The organism is Micromonospora sp. KLBMP9576 (genome assembly GCF_050941805.1).
In the GTDB taxonomy this organism is placed as follows: Bacteria; Actinomycetota; Actinomycetes; order Mycobacteriales; family Micromonosporaceae; genus Micromonospora.
Genome location: NZ_CP194567.1, coordinates 3,370,721 through 3,391,509, shown reverse-complemented (window position 1 = coordinate 3,391,509; position 20,789 = coordinate 3,370,721). Strand labels below are relative to the sequence as shown.

Below are 20,789 nucleotides of genomic sequence, written 5' to 3'. Positions count from 1 at the left end.
AGGGCCTGCCCGGCGGTCAGGTGGCGCGACGGCAGCGGTCGCCGAGGGCGCGGATCGCGTCGACCAGCTCCGGCGGATCGGTCACGGTGAAGTCCACGCCGACGGAGGTGACCATCCAGGCCAGGTCGGCGGCCGAGTCGCCGCCGAGGTGCAGCAGGCAGGTGGTGTCGTCGACGGGCTCCACCGCACCCATTCCCGGCCACACGAGGTCGGCCACCGTCGCGGCCGGCCCGTGCATGGTGACGCTCGCCCGAACGGCCCACGGGCCGGTGGACAACTGCCGCGACAGGTACGCGGTCACGTCGCCGTCGGGCGGCTCGCTCGGGGCGAAGCGTGGCCCGCCCGGCGTGCGGGGCCGCAGGCGGTCGACACGGAACGTGCGCCAGTCGTCGCGGTCGGCGTCCCAGGCCACGAGGTACCAGTGCCGGCCCCAGTTGACCAGCGTGTGCGGCTCGACGTCGCGTACCGTCCCGTCGCCTGAGTGGCTGGTGTAGTCGAAGCGCAGGCGCTCACGGCGTGCCGTGGCCTCGGAGATGGCGAGCAGCGCGTCCGGGTCGACGCCCGGGCCCGTGTCGCCGGCGCGGACGGTGGCCTGTTGCAGGGTGGTTACCCGGTGCCGCAGCCGCGACGGCAGCACCCGTTCCAGCTTGGCCAGCGCGCGCAGCGCGGTCTCCTCGATGCCGGTCACCGAACTGGCCGTGGCGGTACGCAGACCGATGGCGATCGCGACCGCCTCGTCGTCGTCGAGCAGCAGCGGCGGCAGGACCGCGCCGGCGCCCAGCCGGTAACCGGCGAGGCCCCGGGCGGCGCGCACCGGGTAGCCCAGCTCGCGCAGCCGGTCCACGTCCCGGCGCACGGTGCGGGTGGTCACCCCGAGCCGGTCGGCGAGGTCGGCGCCGGACCGGTCCCGGTGCGTCTGCAACAACGACAGCAGCTTCAGCAGGCGGGCCGAGGTCTCCGACATGGGTACCAGGGTGGCACGCCGGTTAGGAACGCCAGCGACCTAACCCGTCCCTAACGTGGTGGTCGTGACCACTTCCGATTCCGCGATCCGCCCCTTCCGCATCGACGTCCCGCAGGCGCAGTGGGACGACCTGACCACCCGGCTGGCGAACACCCGCTGGCCGGTGCTGCCCGACGTGGGCTGGAGCCGCGGCGTTCCCGTCGCGTACCTCAGGGAGCTGGCCGAGCGCTGGCGCACAGGCTACGACTGGCGGGCACACGAGGCGGAGCTGAACGACATCCCGCAGTTCGTCACCGAGATCGACGGGCAGCGCCTGCACTTCCTGCACGTACGCTCGCCCGAACCGGACGCGACGCCGCTGATGCTCCTGCACGGGTGGCCCGGCTCGATCCTGGAGTTCCTCGACGTCATCGGCCCGCTGAGCGACCCCCGCGCGCACGGCGGCGACCCGGCCGACGCGTTCCACCTCGTCGTGCCGTCCCTGCCCGGGTTCGGGTTCTCCACGCCGCTGTCCGGGCCGGGCTCGGGGAGCGCGGCGATGGCCGCGGCGATGGTGCGGCTCATGAGCCGACTCGGTTACGAGCGTTACGGGGTGCAGGGCGGCGACACCGGCTCGTACGTCGCCGCCGCCATGGGCCGGCAGGCCCCGGAGCACGTGCTCGGGATCCACGTCAACGCGCTGCTCACCTTCCCGGTCGGTGCCGGCGGCGAACTCGACGGCCTCACCGCCGCCGAGCAGCGGCGCCTGGCGGCGATGGAGAGCTACAACGACGGCTACCTGCAGATCCAGGCCAAGTCGCCGCACACGCTGGCGTACGGGCTGCACGACTCGCCGGCCGGGCAGCTCGCGTGGATCGTCGAGATGTTCCACCGCCTGACCGACCGCCCCGCCGAGGTGCCCCTCGACGCCGTCGTCGACCCCGACTGGTTGCTCACCAACGCCAGTCTCTACTGGCTGCCCGGCGCGGGCGGATCGGCGGCGCAGGTCTACTACGAGGACATCACCGCGACCGCGTGGGGCGGGTGGGACGACCCGGGGGCGGGCGGCGGCGCCGGCTGGGCGGCCACCGCGGCCGGCGCGGTGCCCACCGGCGTGCTGGTGTCGACGGCGAAGGACGTCACGATCCGCCGGTTCGCCGAGCGCGAGCACCACGTGGTGCGCTGGACGGAGTACGACCGGGGCGGGCACTTCTTCGCCCTGGAGCAGCCCCGGCTGTTCACCGGGGACGTGCGTGACTTCTTCCGCGGGGTCCGCTGAGAGTGGCTCGCGGCGCCGGGAGTCTCAGGCGGTGACGGTGGCGATGAACGCGGCGATGTTGCCCACCGTCCGCTGGATCCGCTCTTCCAGGGTGAGGGACTCCGGCAGCCGTGCGCCCGCGCCCGGGTCCTTCCTGCCCCGGATGTAGAGCGAGCAGGCGAGATCGCTGCACAGGTAGGTGCCGACCGTGTTGCCCTGCTGCCCCGCCTTGCCCGCCTTCGGCGCGACCATCAGGGAGACCCCGCCGGCGGGGGCGGTCAGGCACATCGAGCACATGCCGCGCGGTGGCCGCGCGGAGGTGGGGCTGGGACAGCGCAGCGCGAGGGCCCTGGGGCGAGCGTCCAGTTCGACGACGAGGTAGGCGCGGTGGGGGGCCTGCGGGTCTCGCCAGCCGAGGTAGTCCAGGTCGTCCCAGGGCCGCTCGGTCAGGTCGCGTGGGACGGACAGGCGTTTCGCCTCGCCCTTGGTGCAGTTGACGAAGGCGGCGCGGATCTCCTGCTCGGTCAGCGGCTTCATGCGAGCGAGGCTAATTTGCCTAAGGGTATTAGGCAAATGCATAATGGTCCCTCCCGGCAAGGAGGAGGGTTATGGCACGCGCGGGACTGAGCACGGAACGCCTGACCCTGGCGGGGGCGGAACTGGCCGACGAGGTCGGCTTCGACCAGGTGACCCTCTCCGCCCTCGCCCGGCGGTTCGACGTCAAGGTCGCGAGCCTGTACTCGCACCTGTCCAACTCCCAGGACCTCCGGAGCAGGATCGCCCTGCTGGCCCTGGCGGAACTCGCCGACCGGGCCGCCGACGCCCTGGCAGGGCGGTCCGGCAAGGACGCCCTGACCGCCCTGGCGAACGTCTACCGCGACTATGCCCGGGCGCACCCCGGCCGCTACGCCGCGGCCCAGCTCAGGCTCGACCCGGAGACGGCGGCGGCGAGCGCGGGCGGCCGGCACGCGCGGATGACGCGGGCGCTGCTACGCGGCTACGACCTGACGGAGCCGGACCAGACGCACGCCGTCCGGCTGCTGGGCAGCGTCTTCCACGGCTACGTCAGCCTGGAGATGGGGGGCGGGTTCAGCCACAGCGCCCCCGACACGCAGGAGACCTGGACGCGGGTCCTGGACGCCCTCGACGCCCTGCTGCGCAACTGGCCCGCGCGCTGACGGTGCCGCGCTGTCACGGTGCCGCGCTGTCACGGTGCCGCGGTCGAGGGCCAGGGGGTGGTGCAACGGCGCGGCGTCCGCCCGTGACCGTGATCCGGTGACGATGGGCCGGGCGGAACATGGCGGGGTGGCCGGCAGGGCATCAACTGATCATCGGCGCCCGCATGTGTGCAGAGCCGGCTGGCCACGGGCGGCGCGGGCGCGGGGCCGCACAGCGGCCCGGCGACCCGGGCAGGTCGACGGGCTCCACCGTGGGTGGGGCAGGATGGGCGGGTGCACATCGAGCCGGTCGACGCCGCGCCCCGGCAGGCGTTCCCGCGGACGATCCTGCGGCAGCGCTGGGAGGACCTCGCGTTCCTGCACTGGCCGGTCGCGCCGGAACTCGTCGCGCCGCTGCTGCCGGCCGGCACCCGCCCCGACACCCTCGACGGGGTCAGCTACGTCGGGCTGATCGGCTTCCGCATGGTGGGGCTGGGCCTTGGGCTGGGGCCGGGGGTGCCGTACCTCGGCACCTTCGCGGAGACCAACGTCCGGCTCTACTCGGTCGACGACGACGGCCGGCGCGCGGTGGTGTTCCGTTCGCTGGACGCGTCCCGGTTGGTGCCGGTGCTGGTGGCCCGGGCGACCCTGCGACTGCCGTACCTGTGGTCGGCGATGCGGGTGGACCGCGACGGTGACCGCCTCACCTACCGGTGCCGGCGGCGCTGGCCCGGTCCGGTCGGCACGGCGAGCCGGATGGTGGTGCGGGTGGGGGAGCCGATCGCCGAACCGACCCCGCTGGAGCACTTCGTGACCGCCCGCTGGGGGCTGCACACCCGGGCGTACGGGCGGACGCTGCACCTGCCGAACTGGCATCCCCGCTGGCCGCTGCACCGGGCGCGGCTGGTGCACCTCGACGACGAGCTGGTCGCCGCCGCCGGGCTGCCGGCGCCGGCCGGGGCGCCGGTCAGCGTGCTGTATTCCCCCGGCGTCCCCGTCGGGTTCGGTCCACCCGCCACCGCGCGCCGGGCCGCGTCGTCGGACCGGACCGGCTGACCCCGGGTCACCCCGGGCGGCGGCCCGGACGCGAACTGCCCAAGTCGGGCAGCCGTCACAGGCCGCTGACCTTCGGCTGCCGATGATCGGTCAGCCGGAACCCGACGCCGCGTACCGCGTCGATGGCCACGCCGGTGCCGAGTTCGAGCAGCTTGCGACGCAGCCGCTTCACCAGGGACTGCACGTCCGCGTTGCGTTGCAGCCCCTCGTCACGCCAGACGGAGCGGTGCAGCTCGGCATAGCTCCACACCCGGATCGGCTCGCTGGTCAGGCAGGCCAGCAGGTCGTGTTCGAGCCGCGTCAGGCCGATCTCGCGGCCCCGGCTGCGGGCGGTCGAGCGGGCCGAGTCGACCAGCAGCGTGTCGTCCACGCCGGCGTCGGGCGGCGGCTCGGGCGGCGCGGGGCCGAGCCGGGACGGGGCCGCGATCAGCCTGCGCAGCTCGTCGAGGTCGGCGACCAGCAGCAGCGGCGCGACGCCGTCGAGGCGTTCGGCGAGCCGGATCCGCTCGGCCGGCGACGGCGTCACCGCGATCACCAGCGGAAAGTTCTCGTCGGCCGGTTCTGGCCCGCCCGGCGCAGTGCCTTCGTCGCGTGCCCCCACAGCACCCACCCGGAAACTATGGACAACCTCTGCCCATCTTCGTCATGACCGTGACCATCATTGGCAGACGCCCCGACCGCCGGCCAACAGCTAGTGACAGATTGCTTACGGCAAGTTCTTGATCGTCCCTTCATGTCGATCATAGTGTCCACACGGGCATCCGACGCGACCCGCGCGGTGCCTAGGGGGCAGGGAAGCTCGGGTTCCGGATCGCCTGGAACGGAGCCGATTCCGTGCGCCCTCCACCATGGCTCGTTCCACTCTGGGTCGTTCTGGAGGAGGCACCACAGATGTTCATACGTCCACCCACGAGGCGCTGGGCCAGATCCCTGGTCAGCGCCGGTGCGGCGATCGTCCTCGCCGCGACGAGTCTGGCCGCGACCGGGTCAGGCGCACAGGCCTCCCCGTCCGACAAGATCCGCCCCGAACTCACGAAGCAGCTCCAGGGCAAGAGCGAGGGTGAGTTCTGGATCCGCTTCAAGGACCGGGCGGACCTCAGCAAGGCCAGCGCGATCAAGGACTGGAACAAGCGTGGCACCGCGGTCGCGGACGCGCTGAAGAAGACCGCCGCCGACAGCCAGACCAAGGTCCGCGCGGAGCTCGACGGCACCGGCGCGAAGTACCAGACCTTCTGGGCGTCCAACGCCATCCGGGTCAGCGGCGGCTCGCTGGAGATGGCGCAGAACCTCGCCGCCCACGCCGAGGTCGAGGGCCTGTACGCGCCGGTCGCGTACGAGGTGCCCGAGGTCAGCAAGGGCACCGACGAGAAGACGGTGAACGCCCTCGAGTGGGGCATCGCGAACATCAACGCCGACGACGTCTGGTCCCAGTACGGCGTCAAGGGCGCCGGCATCACGGTGGCGAACATCGACACCGGGGTCCAGTTCAACCACCCCGCGCTGGTGAACTCCTACCGCGGCAACAACGGCGACGGCACGTTCGACCACAACTACAACTGGTTCAACGCCGCCGGGACCTGCGCCACCGCGCCCTGTGACAGCAACGGCCACGGCACGCACACGATGGGCACGATGGCCGGCTCGGACGGCGCGAACCAGATCGGCGTCGCGCCCGAGGTCAAGTGGATCGCGGCGAACGGCTGCTGCCCCAGCGACGCGGCGTTGGTCACCTCCGGCCAGTGGATGCTCGAGCCGACGGACCTCAACGGCCAGAACGCGGACGCCAGCAAGCGGCCGAACATCATCAACAACTCGTGGGGAACGACCCTGCCCTCCAACGACCCGTTCATGGAGGACGTGACCCTGGCCTGGACCGCGTCGGGCATCTTCGGTGTCTGGTCCAACGGCAACAGCGGCTCGGCCTGCCAGACGAGCGGCTCCCCGGGCAGCCTGGTCAGCAACTACTCGGCCGGCGCCTACGACGTCAACAACAACATCGCCAACTTCTCGGCGCGGGGCGCCGGGCAGAACGGCGAGATCAAGCCCAACATCGCGGCACCCGGGGTGAACGTCCGGTCGAGCATCCCGGGCAGCGGGTACGCCAGCTACAACGGCACCTCGATGGCCGCGCCGCACCTGGCGGGCGCCATCGCGCTGCTGTGGTCGGCGGCGCCGGCGCTCGCCGGTGACGTCGACGCCACCCGCGCGCTGCTCGACAACGCGGCGGTCGACAAGGCCGACGCCCAGTGCGGCGGCACCACCGACGACAACAACGTGTTCGGCGAGGGTCGCCTGGACGCGCTCGCGCTGCTCGGCGCCGCGCCGATCGGTGACACCGGCACCCTGGCCGGGAAGGTGACCGACGCGAGCACCGGCGCCGCGATCGCCGGCGCCACGGTCACCGTGACCGGTGCCGCCGACCGCGAGCTGGTCACCGGGGCCGACGGGACGTACTCGTCCCTGCTGCCGGTCGGTGACTACCAGGTCGCCGTGGCGGCGTTCGGCTACCAGGGCCGCACGATGCCGGCGGCGGTCACCAGCAACGCCACCACGAGGCTCGACGTCGCGTTGACGGCGGTGCCGAGCGTCACCGTCAGCGGCTCCGTCACCGACGGTTCCGGACACGGTTGGCCGCTCTACGCGAAGGTGACCGTGACGGGTCCGTCGGGGGTCTCCGACTACACCACGCCCGTCAACGGCCGCTACAGCCTCAAGCTGCCCTCCGGCGCCACCCACAGCCTGAAGATCGAGTCGCAGTACCCCGGTTACCAGACCGTGACCAAGGAGGTCGTGGTCGGCACCGGCAACGTCACCGCCAACGTGGCCGTGCCCGTCCAGTCGAACGCCTGCACGGCGGCGCCCGGCTACACGTTCGGCTCGGACGGCGAGTACGAGACCTTCGACGGCACCACCGTGCCGGCCGGCTGGTCCGTGGTGGACAACGCCGCCAGCGGCCAGGTCTGGAAGTTCACCGACGACGGTGCCCGCGGCAACCTGACCGGCGGCACCGGCAACTTCGCGATCATCGACAGCGACGAGTACGGCTCGGGCGGCAAGCAGGACACGTCGCTCGTCAGCCCGGTCGTCGACCTCACCGGCGTGACCGCGCCGGTGATCCGGTTCAACCAGGACTACAACTGGCTGGGCAGCGACCGCGCCGACGTGGACCTCAGCCTCGACGGCGGCACCACGTGGGCCAACGTGCTGCGGCAGTCGGCCGACGTGCGCGGCCCGAAGGTCACCGAGGTCGCGATCCCGCAGGCCGCCGGCCAGGCCCAGGCCCGGGTCCGGTTCCGCTACTACGACGCCTCGTACGAGTGGTGGTGGTCGGTCGACAACGTGCTGATCGGCAGCCAGCTCACCTGCCGGCCGATCGACGGCGGCCTGGTCCTCGGCCACGTCCGTGACAAGAACGACAACGGCTACGTCAACGGCGCGACCGTCACCAGTGACGAGCGGCCGGCGGAGAAGGCCACCACCGTGGCCACCCCGGACGACCCCGGGCTGGCGGACGGGTTCTACTGGATGTTCTCGTCGCTGACGGACACCCACAAGTTCACCGCGAAGGCCGGCAGCTACGTCAGCCAGAGCAAGCAGATCGACGTCCAGGCCGACTGGGCGACCGCCGCGAACTTCCAGCTGGCGGCCGGCCGCCTGTCGGTCAAGCCGGCCCAGGTCGCCGGGACGGTCCGGATGCCCACCGGCAAGGTCACCAAGGCGTTCACGGTGACCAACACCGGCGGTGCCCCGGTCGCCGTCGAGTTCAGTGAGCGCGACGGCGGGTTCGAGCTGCTGCGGGCCGACGGGTCCCGGATGGGCAAGCAGGAGGTGCTCGGTTCCTCGGGCGCTCCGGAGCAGCGCCTCGACGTGCCGACCTCGTTCGCCGCGAAGACGTCCGGCAAGTCGACGGCGTCGACGTCGGCCCCGGTCGGCCCGCAGGCCGAGCCCTGGACGGACATCGCCGACTACCCGGCGGTCGTGATGGACAACCGGGTGGTGAACCTGGGTGGCAAGGTGTATTCCATCGCCGGTGGCACCGGGTCGGTGTCCAGCGCGAAGAACTACGCCTACGACCCGATCGCGCAGACCTGGGCGCCGATCGCCGATCTGCCCGGTGCGCGTACCGCCATGACTGTGGGCGTCGTCGACGGGAAGATCATCGCGACCGGCGGCTGGGGGCCGGCAGGCCCCGACGGCACCACCTGGTCGTACGACCCGGCGGCCAACACCTGGACGGAGAAGGCCGACAACCCCGCGCCGCGCTCCGCCGCCGGTCAGGCCGTCGCGGGCGGCAAGCTGTACGCCGTCGGTGGCTGCACCACGGCGTCCTGCACGCCGATGTCCAACGACGTCGTCCGGTACGACGCGGCCAGCGACAGCTGGGAGACGCTTGCCGACTACCCGAAGTCGGTGGCCTTCCTCTCCTGCGGCGGGATCGACGGCATCGTCTACTGCACCGGCGGCAACGACGGCGCCGCGGCGCAGAAGGCCAGCTACGCCTTCGACCCGGGTGCCAACACCTGGAGCGCCATCGCCGACGCGCCGGCCGACAACTGGGGCAGCTCGTTCGCCGTCGCGAACGGCAAGCTCCTCGTGGTCGGCGGCTCGCAGGGTGGCGCCATCACCAACGTCGGCTTCGCCTACGACCCGGCGACCAGTTCGTGGTCCGGGCTACCGAACGCCAACGCCGCCCGGTACCGCGGTGGCGCGGCGTGCGGTTTCTACAAGGTGGGTGGCTCCTCGGGTGGCTTCACCGCGACCGTCGACAGCGAGGCGCTGCCGGGCTTCGAGGAGTGCGCCGCCAGCACCGCCGACGTCAGCTGGATGACGATCGACAAGACGGCGGCCACCCTGGCGCCGGGTCAGGCCGTCACGGTCAACGTCGCCATGACGGCGAACGTGGACCAGCCGGGCACCTACACCGCGTCGGTCGCCATCAAGGAGAACACCCCGTACACGGTGGAGCCCGTGGCGGTGACGATGAACGTGCTGCAGCCGACCACCTGGGGCAAGTTGACGGGTACGGTCACCGGCACGAGCTGCCAGGGCGCGAGCTCGCCGATCTCCGGCGCCACCGTGCAGGTCGATTCGTGGGCGATGTCCTGGACGTTCGCCACGGACGCCGAGGGCAGGTACGCCTACTGGTTGGACCGTCGGAACAACCCGTTGACGATGATCGTCGCCAAGGACGGCTGGAAGCCCCAGACCCGTCAGACGAAGATCAACACCGCCACCCCCACGGTGGAGGACTTCGCGTTGTCCCCCGGGCGCTGCTGACGCCGGCCGTCAGCTGACAGATCCGGCCCGCCTGGTCGCGAGACCAGGCGGGCCGGGCCGCGTCGGGCCCCGCGCGGCAGGCTGTCCGCGCCCGCCGGCCGTGCCGGTAGCGCGGGCTGGTCAGGCGTCGCTGGCCGTGCTGGTAGCGCGGCCTGGTCAGGCGTCGGCGGTCAGGCCGGGGTGAGGCGGAAGCCGACCCCCCGGACCGCGTGGATCGTCGCGACGGCGTTCACGCGGGCGAGTTTGCGCCGCACCCTGCGCACCACCGAGTGCATGTCGGAGCCGCGCCCCAGGTGCACGTTGCCCCAGACCTCGAGGTGCAGCCGCTCGTAGGTCCAGACCTGTCCGGGCGCGCCGACCAGGCACCGCAGGAAGTCGTGCTCCAGGCGGGTCAACGCGATCTCGCGGTCCAGCCAGCGCAGCACGCGCCGGTCGGAGTCGATGCTCAGGCCGGCCGGCGGGGGTGTCACGGCGCCCGGCACCGGCTGGGCCGTCAGGGCCACCGTGGGCGCGGCCACGGCCACCGGTGCGACGTGGGGTGTCCCGGCCACGCCGAGGAACTTCCGCGCCTGATCCACGCTCGACACGATCAGAAACGCCTCGGTCCCGCCGAGCAGACGCGCGAGCTGCCTGCGTTCGGCCGGCGAGGAGGCGATGCCGATGACCAACGGAGCGACCCCCCTCATTTCCACCCCTTCCGGTTCTCCACCCACTCCGGAACGATTTCCGTCACGACGTCGATCAATCGGTGTCCTGACCCTAGTGGTGTCTCGTCTCGCTCTGGTTAAAAGCAGCGGCACTTTGGCATGGCTGAATTGCTTGCGATTCGCGGGTCGCGCCGAGGTGTCGCCCTTCACCATGGCTTGACCTCATTCGACGGCTGGTTGTCCGGCCGCGCTTGTCAAGTGATCGACAATGCCCTGGTAGGAGTGCTCGGGGTCGGCGCGTCAGGTTCGGTTGATCGTCACACCGCGGCATACGCGACGGCGCTGCGGGCGCTGTCTCGATTCGCCCGCCCGCCCGGTGGCGGTGGCGAGACGACGGATCCCGGGGCGGCCACGTCGAGCGGTCAGGCGCGGGCGGGCGACCAGCCGGCGGGAACGAGCCGGGCGTCGTCGCCGCCCTCGCCATGGAACAGCAACCCGTCCCGGTCCGCCGCCACGATCCGATCGACGTAGACGCCCCGACCCTGGCTGGAAGCGTCGGTGCTGCTGCTCCACCGCAGATGGGTCGCCCGGTCGGGCAGTTCGACCGAGACCTGCCACCAGGCCCGGCCGCCGTAACCGGTGACCGTGCCGTCACTGACCCACCGTCGGTCCCCGTGGCGCAGCAGCATCCGTCCCGGAGCCCAGGTCGAGCCCCCGTCGGTGGAGACCTCGAACCGGGCACTGTCGTAGCGGGGCTCGGTGTCGTACCAGAGCAGGAAGCTCGCCGTGCCGCCCCGCGCCTCCCGGCGCAGCCCGGCGGTGAGGGTGACGGTCGCGAGGTCGCGCGGGTCGGCCCGCCAGGCCTCGCGCGACCGGGGCCGCACCGGCATCGCCTCGGCGAGATCGCGGGCGACGGCGCGCCGGGCGACGTTGTTGCTGCCCCAGCCGCGATCGGGGTGCACCCGGTTGCTGAGCAGGATGACGAACGAGTGGGAGAGCGGGTCGATGACGATCGACGTCCCGGTGAACCCGGTGTGCCCGAACGCCACCGGGGAGGAGAGCCCCGTCATGTACCAGTGCTTGTCGAGCTCGAAGCCCAGCCCGCGGTCGCTCTCGGGGTAGGCCTGCTCCAGCGGGGCGTTGTGGTTGACCAGCATCGCGCGCACCGTCTCCGCGCGCAGGATCCGACGCCCCCGGTATTCGCCGCCGTTGAGCAGGGACTGGCAGAGCACGGCCAGGTCCGCCGCGGTGGCGAAGACGCCCGCGTGCCCGGCCACGCCGCCGAGCGACCACGCGTTCTCGTCGTGCACCTCACCGTGGACCATGCCCCGTCCGGCGTACGGCTGGTACTCGGTCGCGGCGATCCGCGACCGCCGCTCCGGCCCCGGGTTGTAGCCGGTGTCGGTCATGCCCAGCGGCGCGGTGACGCCGTCGGCGACGAGCGCCGCCAGCGGCCTGCCGGTCACCCGTTCCACGAGCACGCCCAGCGCGATCAGCCCGAGATCGGAGTAGACGTACCGGGTGCCGGGCTGCGCGCCGGGCGCGAGCGGTGTGGCGAGCGCGGCGGCGAAGCGCTGCGCCGGCGTCGGGTACCTGCTCCACAGGGGCGCGAAGGAGGGCAGCCCCGAGGTGTGGGTGAGCAGCATCCGTACGGTCACCGCCGCCTTGCCGCCGGCCGCGAACTCCGGGACGTACCGGGCGACCGGCGCGTCGAGGTCCACCCGCCCCCGCTCGACCTGCTGCATGGTCACGATGGCGGTGAACAGCTTCGACACCGACGCCAGGTCGAAGATGGTGTCGGGCCGCATCGGGATCTGCTCGTCGGCGGCGAGTTCCACCCCTGCCAGCCCGGGCGGCGGGCCGACGGCGGCGTACCGCAGCGCGGAACCCACCGCGGCGTGCTGCACGATGACGCCGTCCTTGGCCGCCAGGACCACGGCACCCGCGTACGCGGGATGGTCGGGGTGCTCCGGCGTCGGGCGCAGGTGCGCCGCCAGGTCGACGGGAAGCCGATCCACGTGTTCGGGGAGCAGCCCGGCCTCGCGGGCGTGGCCGGGCCGCAGCGTGTCGTGCCGGAAGTGGATGTCGGCGGGCGTGACGGCCGGCGGCGCCGATCCGGCCGGCGGCGGCGCGGCCCCGGCGCCGGTGACCGGCAGCGTCGTGCCCAGGACGGCCACGGCCAGGCCCAGCGCGAGTGGGCGGAGTTGACCGAGCGACGACATGGTGGGTTGCCTCCTACCGGCTCATGCCGTGGCCGGGGGGACGGAGCGCGGTGCCCGCGCCCTCGGCCGTGGGAATCGTGACGGGAGGCCGCCCGCGGGGGGCGACCCGCCGTGCGGCGCGCGGACGCGGGCGGCCAGCGCCGCCCGCGGGTGCGAGCAGGTCGCCGGGTGGCCGGTCACGCCCGACAGGTACGCGATGTCGTGGGGATCCCGGACCGCTACCGTCGCCGCGGGCTTCCCCGTGGCGACCGGCGTGGCGAAGAGTCGGGCCTTCATCGATGACGACCTCTCATCCCGATGGCTGAAACTTAGCTACACATCGATGAATCGTCAAGAAGGTTTGCTACAGATCCGGGGCCTGGCGCGACCTGACGCCCGCGGCCCGTCGGACGGAACCCGCGGGGCGTGGGCGGCGAGATCACCGCCGCGCGGTGACGACCGCGAACCGCCCGTGTCGTGAGGGCGTCCCAGGCGGGCCGGCCGAGGGCTCCGGCGGCTTTGCCGGTGCTCCGCGGCGCGTGGCAGGATATCGACCATGACCAGCGATGAGCAGGTGAAAGCGAGTCACCGCAACACCCCGACGAGCGACGAGTTCCGCGCTTTCATCGCCTCCGGTTGGGCCACCCCGGACGCGACGCCCGTCCCGCGCGCGGAGGTCGCCGAGCACGCGGCCCGTCGCCGGGCGGCCCTGTCCCGGCGGTTCCCGGGCGAGCGCCTCGTCATCCCCGCCGGCGGCCTCAAGGTGCGCAGCAACGACACCGACTACACGTTCCGGCCGCACACGGCCTTCGCCTGGCTGACCGGCCTCGGGTTCGACAGCGAGCCCGACAGCGTCCTGGTGCTCGACCCGACGCCCGAGGGCCACGAGGCGATCCTCTTCTTCCGGCCGCTGGCCCCCCGCGACAGCGAGGAGTTCTTCGCGGACTCCCGCTTCGGCGAGTTCTGGGTCGGCCCGCGCCCCACGACGGGCGAGCTCGAGCAGCGGCTGGGGCTCGGCACCCGGCACCTCGAATCGCTGCCCGACGTGCTGGCCAAGGACGCCGGCGCGACAGTCGTCCGCGTCGTGCGCGACGCCGACGGCGAGCTCGCCCGGCTCGTCGACGAGACCCGGGCGCAGGCCTCGGGCACCGCGTCGGTGACCCAGCGGCACGAGGCGGACGAGGAGCTGGCCCGCCACCTCTCCGGGATGCGGCTGCTCAAGGACGAGTGGGAGGTGGGCGAGATGCGCAAGGCGATCGCCGCCACCCACCAGGGCTTCGACGCGGTCATCGCCGGCCTGCCCGAGGCCGTCGGCAAGCAGCGCGGCGAGCGGTGGGTCGAGGGCCTCTTCGGCCTGTACGCCCGGCACGAGGGCAACGGCATCGGCTACGAGAGCATCTGCGCCTCCGGCGACCACGCCACCACCATCCACTGGACGAAGAACACCGGCCCGGTCCGCGAGGGCGACCTCATCCTGGTCGACGCCGGCGTCGAGGTCGACTCCCTCTACACCGCCGACATCACCCGGACCCTGCCGGTGACCGGCCGCTTCACCGCCGTGCAGCGCGAGATCTACGAGGCGGTGCTGGAGGCGCAGGAGGCCGGCCTGGCGGCGGTCAAGCCGGGCAACCGGTTCAGCGACATCCATGCCGCCGCGAACGTGGTCATCGCCCGCCGGCTGCTGGAGTGGGGGCTGCTGCCGCCGGGGGTGACCCTCGAGCAGACCCTGGACCGCGAGCGTGGCGGCTGGCACCGGCGCTGGATGGTCCACGGCACGTCCCACCACCTCGGCATGGACGTACACGACTGCCAGATGCTGCTGCGCCAGGACTACATGGACGGCGAGCTGAAGCCGGGGATGATCCTGACCGTCGAGCCCGGCCTGTACTTCAAGGCCGACGACCTGCTGGTGCCGGCGGAGTTCCGCGGCATCGGCGTCCGGATCGAGGACAACGTGCTGGTGACCGAGGACGGTCACGAGAACCTGTCGGCGGCCATGCCGCGTACGGCCGACGACGTGGAGGCCTGGATCGACCGGGTGGGCTCGGCCGCCCGGGCGTGACCGCGTCGGCCCCCGTCGGGCACCGGGATCCGGTGCCCGACGGGCGGCCACGGGGGCTCAGCCGCCGTGGAAGGTGCAGCCGATCCTGGCTCCGCCGGCCATGCTGACCACCCCGACCCCCGGGTCGGCGCTGCCCCGCACGAGGCAGCCGGCGTACCCGTCCTCCCCGACGACGTCGCCGTCGGCCAGGTAGACCCCCCAGTTGAGGTAGAGGTCCTGCCGGCCACCGGCGCCGCCGGGGAACGGTTCGGCGGTGGGCCGGACGCGTCGTTGCAGCACGAACGGGCCGTCGAGCGCCGAGTCGAGCCGGGCCCGCCACTCGGCCCCGTCGACCGTCCAGCCGGGCAGGACCCCGTTGCCGCCGTGCAGCAGCGTCGGCTTCAGGACCAGCTCGTCCTGCCGGGCCCGGCCGTAGGCGAGCAGGTCCACCTCGGCGCCCTCGGCGTCGGTGCCGCGCGCCCGCACGTGCCGGGTCCACGGCAGGATCCGGTCGAGGCAGGCCAGCTCGCCGGCGTCGAACAGGCCCCGGTGCCGGTCGTCGGAGAGCATCGCCAGGGTGCCCTTGTTGCCGTACAGCTCGGCGTCCAGGCGGCTGAACAGGCCGACCTGCTCCCGCTCGGCGGCGGCCAGCAGCGGCTCCACCTGGGCCGCCGCCGCGGGGTCGGAGAGGTCCTCGGGCAGGAAGTACCGCAGGACGACGTCGACGGCGCGGCCCGCCACCCTCGGCCGTCCCCCCGGGTACGTGAACTGCCCGAGGTGGCAGCCGACGCCCTCGATCCCGTACCGGCCCAGCATGTCGGCGAGCACCTCGAGGCGGGAGCCCACGATCGCGAAGTTCTCGGTGGTGTCCACCACGGCGACGACGGGCGGCCGGTCGGTCGGGATCATCGCGGCGCACTCCGCGTACATCATGCGCACGATGCAGTCCAACGTGTCCGGGTACCGCAGCCCGTGGCGCGTCACGAACTCCCGCAGCGGCGGGTACGCCAGCATCGCCCGGTTGATGTCGGCGGCCTCGAAGCCGCCGAGCGCGCTGGTGATGTTGAACTCCAGCAGCCGGAAGCCCGTTCCATCGTGGTAGAGGTCGGCGCGGCCCAGCGGGGCGAGGGAACCGGCGTGGGCGCCGCGGGTGATCAGCGCCGTCTGCCGGGCGTCCATGCCGACGGCCTCGGCCAGCGCGGTGAGGTTACCGTCGAACACCCGCTCCGGCAGGGCGCGCAGCAGGTCGTAGACCGTGCGGAGGTCCCGGGCGAGGCCGTGGCACTCGGTCGTGCTGAGGAAGGCGGGGCCGTCGGTCAGTCGGTCCCGGTACGGCTCGAGGACCGCCGAGTCACCGGCGGCGGCGGTGGGGACCTGCGTCGACCCGCTCGCGGCGAGGTGCTCGACGTACGCGCGGCCCAGGGGTGACCTGCCCAGTACGGGCGGGCGGGTGGTCGTCACGGTTGTCCTTTCGGGCGGATGGCGCGGGGTCTTCTTCCGTGGCGCGACCGGCGACTCGTTTCGGCCCCTTTTCGGGCCGCCTGTCCGCCGTCGCCGGCACTCGCACCGACCTGTCAGGAACCGCCGGCAGGTCGCACCTGACGAAGATAGTCGCCACCGCACCGCGTCGCCGTCGACGGTGCGGCGCGGTGCCCCCGCTGCGCCGGTGGACACCGGGGACGGACGCCCCCGGCGCCGGTCCGGCGGGCGGGGGAGGCGTCCGGGCTCCATGGTGGAGCCCGCGATGAGATCGACGCAACAGCCAGGTCCGCTCGGCATGGTCATCTGATAGCTTCGATTCCGGCGGTTCGCTGCGGTTGTCGGTAGCTCGACGGCTGCATTTCCTGTCGTGCATATAACGGGGGCTCTTTCGGTTATCGAGTGGAGACTTCGGAAACAAGTTCTATGTCCGATTATTGCTTTCCGGCCGGCGAATCCCGCCGTGCGGAACCGCCGAGCGGTTCCCGGCCGCGACGTGTCCCGGCACCCGCCCCGGTGGGCCCGTCAGCTCCGCCGAACGCCCACCGCGACGGACCGCGCCGCGGTGGGCGTCGTCGTGCCGCCCGCCCGTGCCCGGGCGGCGCGCACCGGGTCCGGGTCGGCCCGCGCCGGGGCGCGGTGGCGTGAGCGCGTCGCGCCGGCGACGAGCCCTTGCCGGGTGGCGGGCCCGCCAGCGGTCGTGGGGGACGAGGTGGGACGACCCGAAGGGGCCAGCACGTGAACCGGCCGCGTACCGCGGCCCTCGGCAGTGAGGGAAGGCGACATGGGAGTTTCGGACGCAGTGTCCAGGGTGGGCGGGTCGGCGGGTGTCCCCGTGGCCCGCATGACGTTCGACGAGTTCATGGCCGTCGGTCCCGGCGGTCTCTTCAAGGCTGACGTGCCCGTGGTGATCGCGCTGCCGGGTGACGTGCAGGGGCTGGGCCGCGACGGCGTGGCGAGCCGGCTGGCGGACATGACCGTCACCCTGTTCACCGAGCCGGGCGACAAGAACCACCCGGGGCGCTGGGAGACCAGGGACATCAAGCTGCGCGAGTTCTTCGCCGACGAGCGCCACCTGAACAGCCCGGACACCTGGCACCGGGTGGTGTCGAACATCCGCAACAGCCCGGCCGACGTGAACGCCGTCGTCGGCTTCGACGCGGAGCAGTTCTTCGGCTACGGCGACACGTTGTACGCGGCGAACCTGTGGATCAGCCACCGCGGCGTGTTCACGAAGAACCACTTCGACGAGTTCGAGAACTTCAACATCGCGCTGGAGGGCCGCAAGCGCTTCATCATCGCCCCGCCCGGCTCCCGCGAGTACTACCCGCGCTCGGTGCTGCGCGGGTTCGGGGACAAGTCCCAGGTCTTCGACCTGGACGACGTCGACCTGGAGCGTTTCCCCAGGGTGGCGCCCAAGCTCGCCCAGCGGCGCGACTTCGTCCTCGAACCGGGCCACATGCTCTACCTGCCGCTCGGCTGGTGGCACCAGGCCGAGTCGCTGGGCGAGATGAACATCAACGTCAACTTCTGGCTGAAGTCGAAGAAGCTCCTGCGCCGCCCACACGCCCTCGGCGTCGCGATGTACACGTACGCGTACCGCAGGGTCAGGGGCGTCTACAGCTACAAGCCCACCGAGGTGAACTCCTGATGAGCGAGCGCAAGACCATCACCCCCACCCACCGCTACCGCAACAACGACAAGCTCATCGGCGTGGGCAACACCTTCTGGAACATGTCGGAGGAGCACGGGGTCGCCGGCATCGTCGGCGACCTCGACGACGGCGTGTTCCGGATGGCCGACGGCCACGAGTTCGTCAACTTCACGGTCTGTTCCTACCTGGACCTGGACACCCATCCCAGGGTCATCGACGGCGCGGTCGCCGCGCTGCGCCGCTTCGGCGTGCTGGACCACTGCATCCCGCGCACCCGCGTGCAGACCCCGGTGCTGCTGGAGTTGGAGGAGTCGCTGGGCGAGCTGTTCGACGCGACGGTGATCAGCGCGATCTCCACGGCGGCGGCCAGCACCGGCCTGCTGCCGCTGGTCGCCTCGGGTCACCTCGGCAACGGCACCCGCCCGCTGATGGTCTTCGACCGCAACGCCCACGTGTCGATGGCCAACGCCAAGCCGAGTTGCGCCGACGAGACCGAGGTCGTCACCTGCCGCCACCACGACCTCGACTACCTCGAGGACATGTGCCGCACCTACGAGCGCGTCTGCTATGTCGTGGACGGTTCGGACAGCCTCGGCGGCTACGCGCCCGTCGAGGAACTGGCCGAGTTGCAGGACAGGTACAACCTCCTGGTCTTCTATGACGACTCGCACTCGCTGTCCGCGTACGGCGAGCGCGGCATCGGCTACGTGCGCTCGCACTGCCCGGTGCGCGACGAGCGGACCATCACGGTCGCGACCCTGAGCAAGGGGTTCGGTGCGGGCGGCACGGCGATCCTGCTCGACGGCTTCCCGAAGGAGACGCGGCGGATCATCGAGCGGTTCGCGGGCCCGCTGGGCTACTCGCAGAAGATGAACGCCGCCGCGGTGGGCGCCGCGCTCGCCTCGGCCGAGATCCACCGCACCGAGGAACTCACCCGGTTGCAGGGGCGGCTGCGACACAACATCGCGCTGTTCGACTCGCTGCTCGCCACCGAGCAGTCCGGCAGCACGTACCCGATCCGGGTGGTGCCGATGACCGACGAGACGGTCGTCGAGGCGGCCCAGCGGGTCTTCGCGGCCGGGTTCTACACCTCTCCGGTGTTCTTCCCGATCGTCGCCCGCGGCACCGCCGGGCTGCGGGTCATGCTGCGCGCGGGCCAGACCGAGGAGCAGATCACCAGGCTGTGCTCCGTGCTCGTCGAGGCGGGTGCCCGCCCGGCCGCCGCGCTGCCCGAGGCGGTCGCCCAGTGACCCGCCCCGCACGGGCGGTGCCGCGCAGCATCCTGTACACCCCGGCGCTGTCGCTGGACCGCATCGTGAAGGCGTGGTCCTACGACGCGGACGTCCACCTGATCGACCTGGAGGATTCCGTGCCGGCGGCCGAGAAGCCCGCCGCGCGTACGGTGTGCCGCGCCGCCCTGGAGAAGACGCCACGCCCGGAGAACGTCGCGGTACGCGTCAACGAGCTGGGCAGCGTCGCGGCCGTGCAGGACCTGTTGGCGCTCGCCGAGTCACCGGTGCGCCCCGGCATCGTGATGATGACGATGGTGACCTCGGCGGCCGAGGTGGCACTGCTGCGGCGGATCCTGGCCTCGGCGGGCGCGCACCCGGAGATCTACGTGACGGTGGAGACCGTCGAGGCGGTCACCGAGATCGACGCGATCGCCGGGGCCAGTGACGGGCTGGTGCTCGGTTCCGCGGACCTGGCGGCCACGCTCGGGGTCGAGATCACCTGGGAGGCCATGCTGGCGGCCCGGCAGGCGATGGCGCTGGCCTGCGCGCGGCACGGCACCGCCTGCATCGACACCGCCAACTTCCGGCTCGCCGAGCCGGCCGTCCTGGCGCGGGAGACCGCGCGGGTGCGGGCGCTCGGTTTCCACGGCAAGGCGACGGTGCACCCCGGCGAGCTGGACGAGATCAACCGGGTGCTGCGTCCGCAGGCCGACGACCTGCGGCTGGCGCGCAGGGTGGCCGAGGCCGTGCGGGCCGCCAACGGCGGGATCGCCCTGCTGGACGGAAACATGGTCGGCCCGCCGTTCGCCCGGATGGCCCGCGCCACCGTGGCCCGCGAGGACGCCTGGGCCGCGCGCTTCGGTGCCGCCGGAGCGGTCGGATGACCGGGGCGGTGACGGTCGGCGCCGCGCAGATGGCGGGTACGGCGCAGCTGCTGCGGGTGGTCGACGCGTTGGGCGAGATGTTCGCGGACCTGGCCGCCGGCCGGACCGAGTCCCCGCCGCGCACCGTCATCGAGCACGGCGCCCAGCGGGTCCTGCTGGTCAGCCCCGCGGTCTGGCACCGACGCGGCGTGGGCAGTGTCAAGATCACCACGCTCACCCCCGACAACCCCGGGCGTGGGCTGCCGCTGATCCACGGCGTCGTCGCCCTCACGGACCTGACCACCGGGCAGATCACGGCCCTGCTGGACGGCGCCGAGCTGACGGCCGTCCGCACCGGCGCGGTCGCCGCCCTGGCCACCCGCTGGTGCACCCCCGGGGACGCCGAGGACCTCGCGGTCATCGGCGCGGGGGTGCAGGCGCGGGCCCTGGTGCGCGCGATGGTGGCGGTGCGCCCCATCCGTACCGTCCGGGTGTTCTCGCGCACCCGCGGCCGGGCGGAGCAGTTCGCCGACTGGGTACGCGACGTCGTGCCCCACCCGGTGCGCGCGAGCGTCTGCGACAGCGCGAAGGCCGCCGTCGTCGACGCGGCGATCGTCTGCACGGCGACCTCGACCAGCGACGACACGCCGCTGGTCGAGGCGGGCTGGGTTGCCCCCGGCGCGCACGTCAACGTCATCGGCGGCACCCACCCGGGCGCGATCGAGCTGGATCCCGCCCTCCTGGCCGAGGCCGTCGCGGTGGTGGAGGAGCGCGGCGCGGCACTGGACGGCGCCGGTGAGGTACGGGCCGCCCTGGCCGCCGGCCTGCTCGGCGTCGACGACCTGTACGAGTTGGGCGCGCTGGTCACCGGCGAGGTCGACGTCGGCGCCCGGACCTCCGTCCTGCGTACGGTCGGGATGTCCATAGAGGACACCGCCGCCGCGGTGGCACTGCACGAGGGGGCGGTCGCCGCCACGTAGG

General features: G+C 72.6%; 15 protein-coding genes. 9 read left to right on the top strand and 6 right to left on the bottom strand.

The window, feature by feature from the left end; all coding sequences use genetic code 11:
* Positions 1-16: 16 nt before the first annotated feature.
* Positions 17-964 (bottom strand): helix-turn-helix transcriptional regulator, encoded by a 948-nt coding sequence (locus ACQ452_RS15235; protein ID WP_433384624.1) that lies wholly within the window; start codon positions 962-964, stop codon positions 17-19.
* Positions 965-1,049: 85 nt separating this feature from the next.
* Between ACQ452_RS15235 and ACQ452_RS15230 the strand changes: the two genes are divergently transcribed.
* Positions 1,050-2,222: an epoxide hydrolase family protein gene (locus ACQ452_RS15230; protein ID WP_433394161.1), complete on the top strand. Its 1,173-nt coding sequence runs from the start codon at positions 1,050-1,052 to the stop codon at positions 2,220-2,222.
* 24 nt (positions 2,223-2,246) lie between these two features.
* On the opposite strand, the gene ACQ452_RS15225 is transcribed toward ACQ452_RS15230, so the two are convergent.
* On the bottom strand, positions 2,247-2,738 hold the full coding sequence (locus ACQ452_RS15225) for an FBP domain-containing protein (RefSeq protein ID WP_433384621.1): 492 nt from the start codon (positions 2,736-2,738) through the stop codon (positions 2,247-2,249).
* 71 nt (positions 2,739-2,809) lie between these two features.
* On the opposite strand from ACQ452_RS15225, the gene ACQ452_RS15220 reads away from it, so the two are divergent.
* Both ACQ452_RS15220 and ACQ452_RS15215 read left to right on the top strand, forming a co-directional pair.
* Positions 2,810-3,379, top strand: coding sequence for a TetR/AcrR family transcriptional regulator (locus tag ACQ452_RS15220; RefSeq protein WP_433384618.1), 570 nt, complete (start codon positions 2,810-2,812; stop codon positions 3,377-3,379).
* A gap of 273 nt (positions 3,380-3,652) precedes the next feature.
* Positions 3,653-4,414 (top strand): YqjF family protein, encoded by a 762-nt coding sequence (locus tag ACQ452_RS15215; protein ID WP_433384615.1) that lies wholly within the window; start codon positions 3,653-3,655, stop codon positions 4,412-4,414.
* Positions 4,415-4,469: 55 nt separating this feature from the next.
* Here ACQ452_RS15215 and ACQ452_RS15210 read toward each other — a convergent pair whose 3' ends face one another.
* Complete coding sequence (locus tag ACQ452_RS15210; protein WP_433394159.1) at positions 4,470-5,015, bottom strand: winged helix-turn-helix domain-containing protein; 546 nt, start codon at positions 5,013-5,015, stop codon at positions 4,470-4,472.
* Positions 5,016-5,305: 290 nt separating this feature from the next.
* Here ACQ452_RS15210 and ACQ452_RS15205 point away from each other — a divergent pair, with 290 nt between their 5' ends.
* Positions 5,306-9,691, top strand: a complete 4,386-nt coding sequence (locus ACQ452_RS15205) for a S8 family serine peptidase (RefSeq protein WP_433384612.1) — start codon at positions 5,306-5,308, stop codon at positions 9,689-9,691.
* Positions 9,692-9,861: 170 nt separating this feature from the next.
* Here ACQ452_RS15205 and ACQ452_RS15200 read toward each other — a convergent pair whose 3' ends face one another.
* Entirely contained in the window at positions 9,862-10,377 is a 516-nt protein-coding gene (locus ACQ452_RS15200; protein ID WP_433384609.1) for a winged helix-turn-helix domain-containing protein, read from the bottom strand.
* Between the two features lie 383 nt (positions 10,378-10,760).
* The gene (locus ACQ452_RS15195) at positions 10,761-12,560 is read right to left on the bottom strand and encodes a serine hydrolase (RefSeq protein ID WP_433384606.1); all 1,800 of its coding nucleotides are present in this window, start codon (positions 12,558-12,560) and stop codon (positions 10,761-10,763) included.
* A gap of 535 nt (positions 12,561-13,095) precedes the next feature.
* Here ACQ452_RS15195 and ACQ452_RS15190 point away from each other — a divergent pair.
* On the top strand, positions 13,096-14,601 hold the full coding sequence (locus ACQ452_RS15190; protein WP_433384603.1) for an aminopeptidase P family protein: 1,506 nt from the start codon (positions 13,096-13,098) through the stop codon (positions 14,599-14,601).
* Positions 14,602-14,658: 57 nt separating this feature from the next.
* Here ACQ452_RS15190 and ACQ452_RS15185 read toward each other — a convergent pair whose 3' ends face one another.
* Positions 14,659-16,041: a hypothetical protein gene (locus ACQ452_RS15185; protein ID WP_433384600.1), complete on the bottom strand. Its 1,383-nt coding sequence runs from the start codon at positions 16,039-16,041 to the stop codon at positions 14,659-14,661.
* Positions 16,042-16,903: 862 nt separating this feature from the next.
* Between ACQ452_RS15185 and ACQ452_RS15180 the strand changes: the two genes are divergently transcribed.
* Genes ACQ452_RS15180 through ACQ452_RS15165 form a run of 4 tightly spaced genes read left to right on the top strand, consistent with a single transcriptional unit; the run spans position 16,904 to position 20,788 of the window.
* Complete coding sequence (locus ACQ452_RS15180) at positions 16,904-17,710, top strand: cupin-like domain-containing protein (RefSeq protein ID WP_433384597.1); 807 nt, start codon at positions 16,904-16,906, stop codon at positions 17,708-17,710.
* Positions 17,710-18,963, top strand: coding sequence for an aminotransferase class I/II-fold pyridoxal phosphate-dependent enzyme (locus ACQ452_RS15175; protein ID WP_433384594.1), 1,254 nt, complete (start codon positions 17,710-17,712; stop codon positions 18,961-18,963). Before ACQ452_RS15180 ends, ACQ452_RS15175 begins: the two co-directional genes overlap by 1 nt.
* The gene (locus ACQ452_RS15170; protein ID WP_433384591.1) at positions 18,960-19,829 is read left to right on the top strand and encodes an HpcH/HpaI aldolase/citrate lyase family protein; all 870 of its coding nucleotides are present in this window, start codon (positions 18,960-18,962) and stop codon (positions 19,827-19,829) included. Before ACQ452_RS15175 ends, ACQ452_RS15170 begins: the two co-directional genes overlap by 4 nt.
* The gene (locus tag ACQ452_RS15165) at positions 19,826-20,788 is read left to right on the top strand and encodes an ornithine cyclodeaminase family protein (RefSeq protein ID WP_433384588.1); all 963 of its coding nucleotides are present in this window, start codon (positions 19,826-19,828) and stop codon (positions 20,786-20,788) included. Before ACQ452_RS15170 ends, ACQ452_RS15165 begins: the two co-directional genes overlap by 4 nt.
* The last annotated feature ends 1 nt before the right edge of the window (position 20,789 follow it).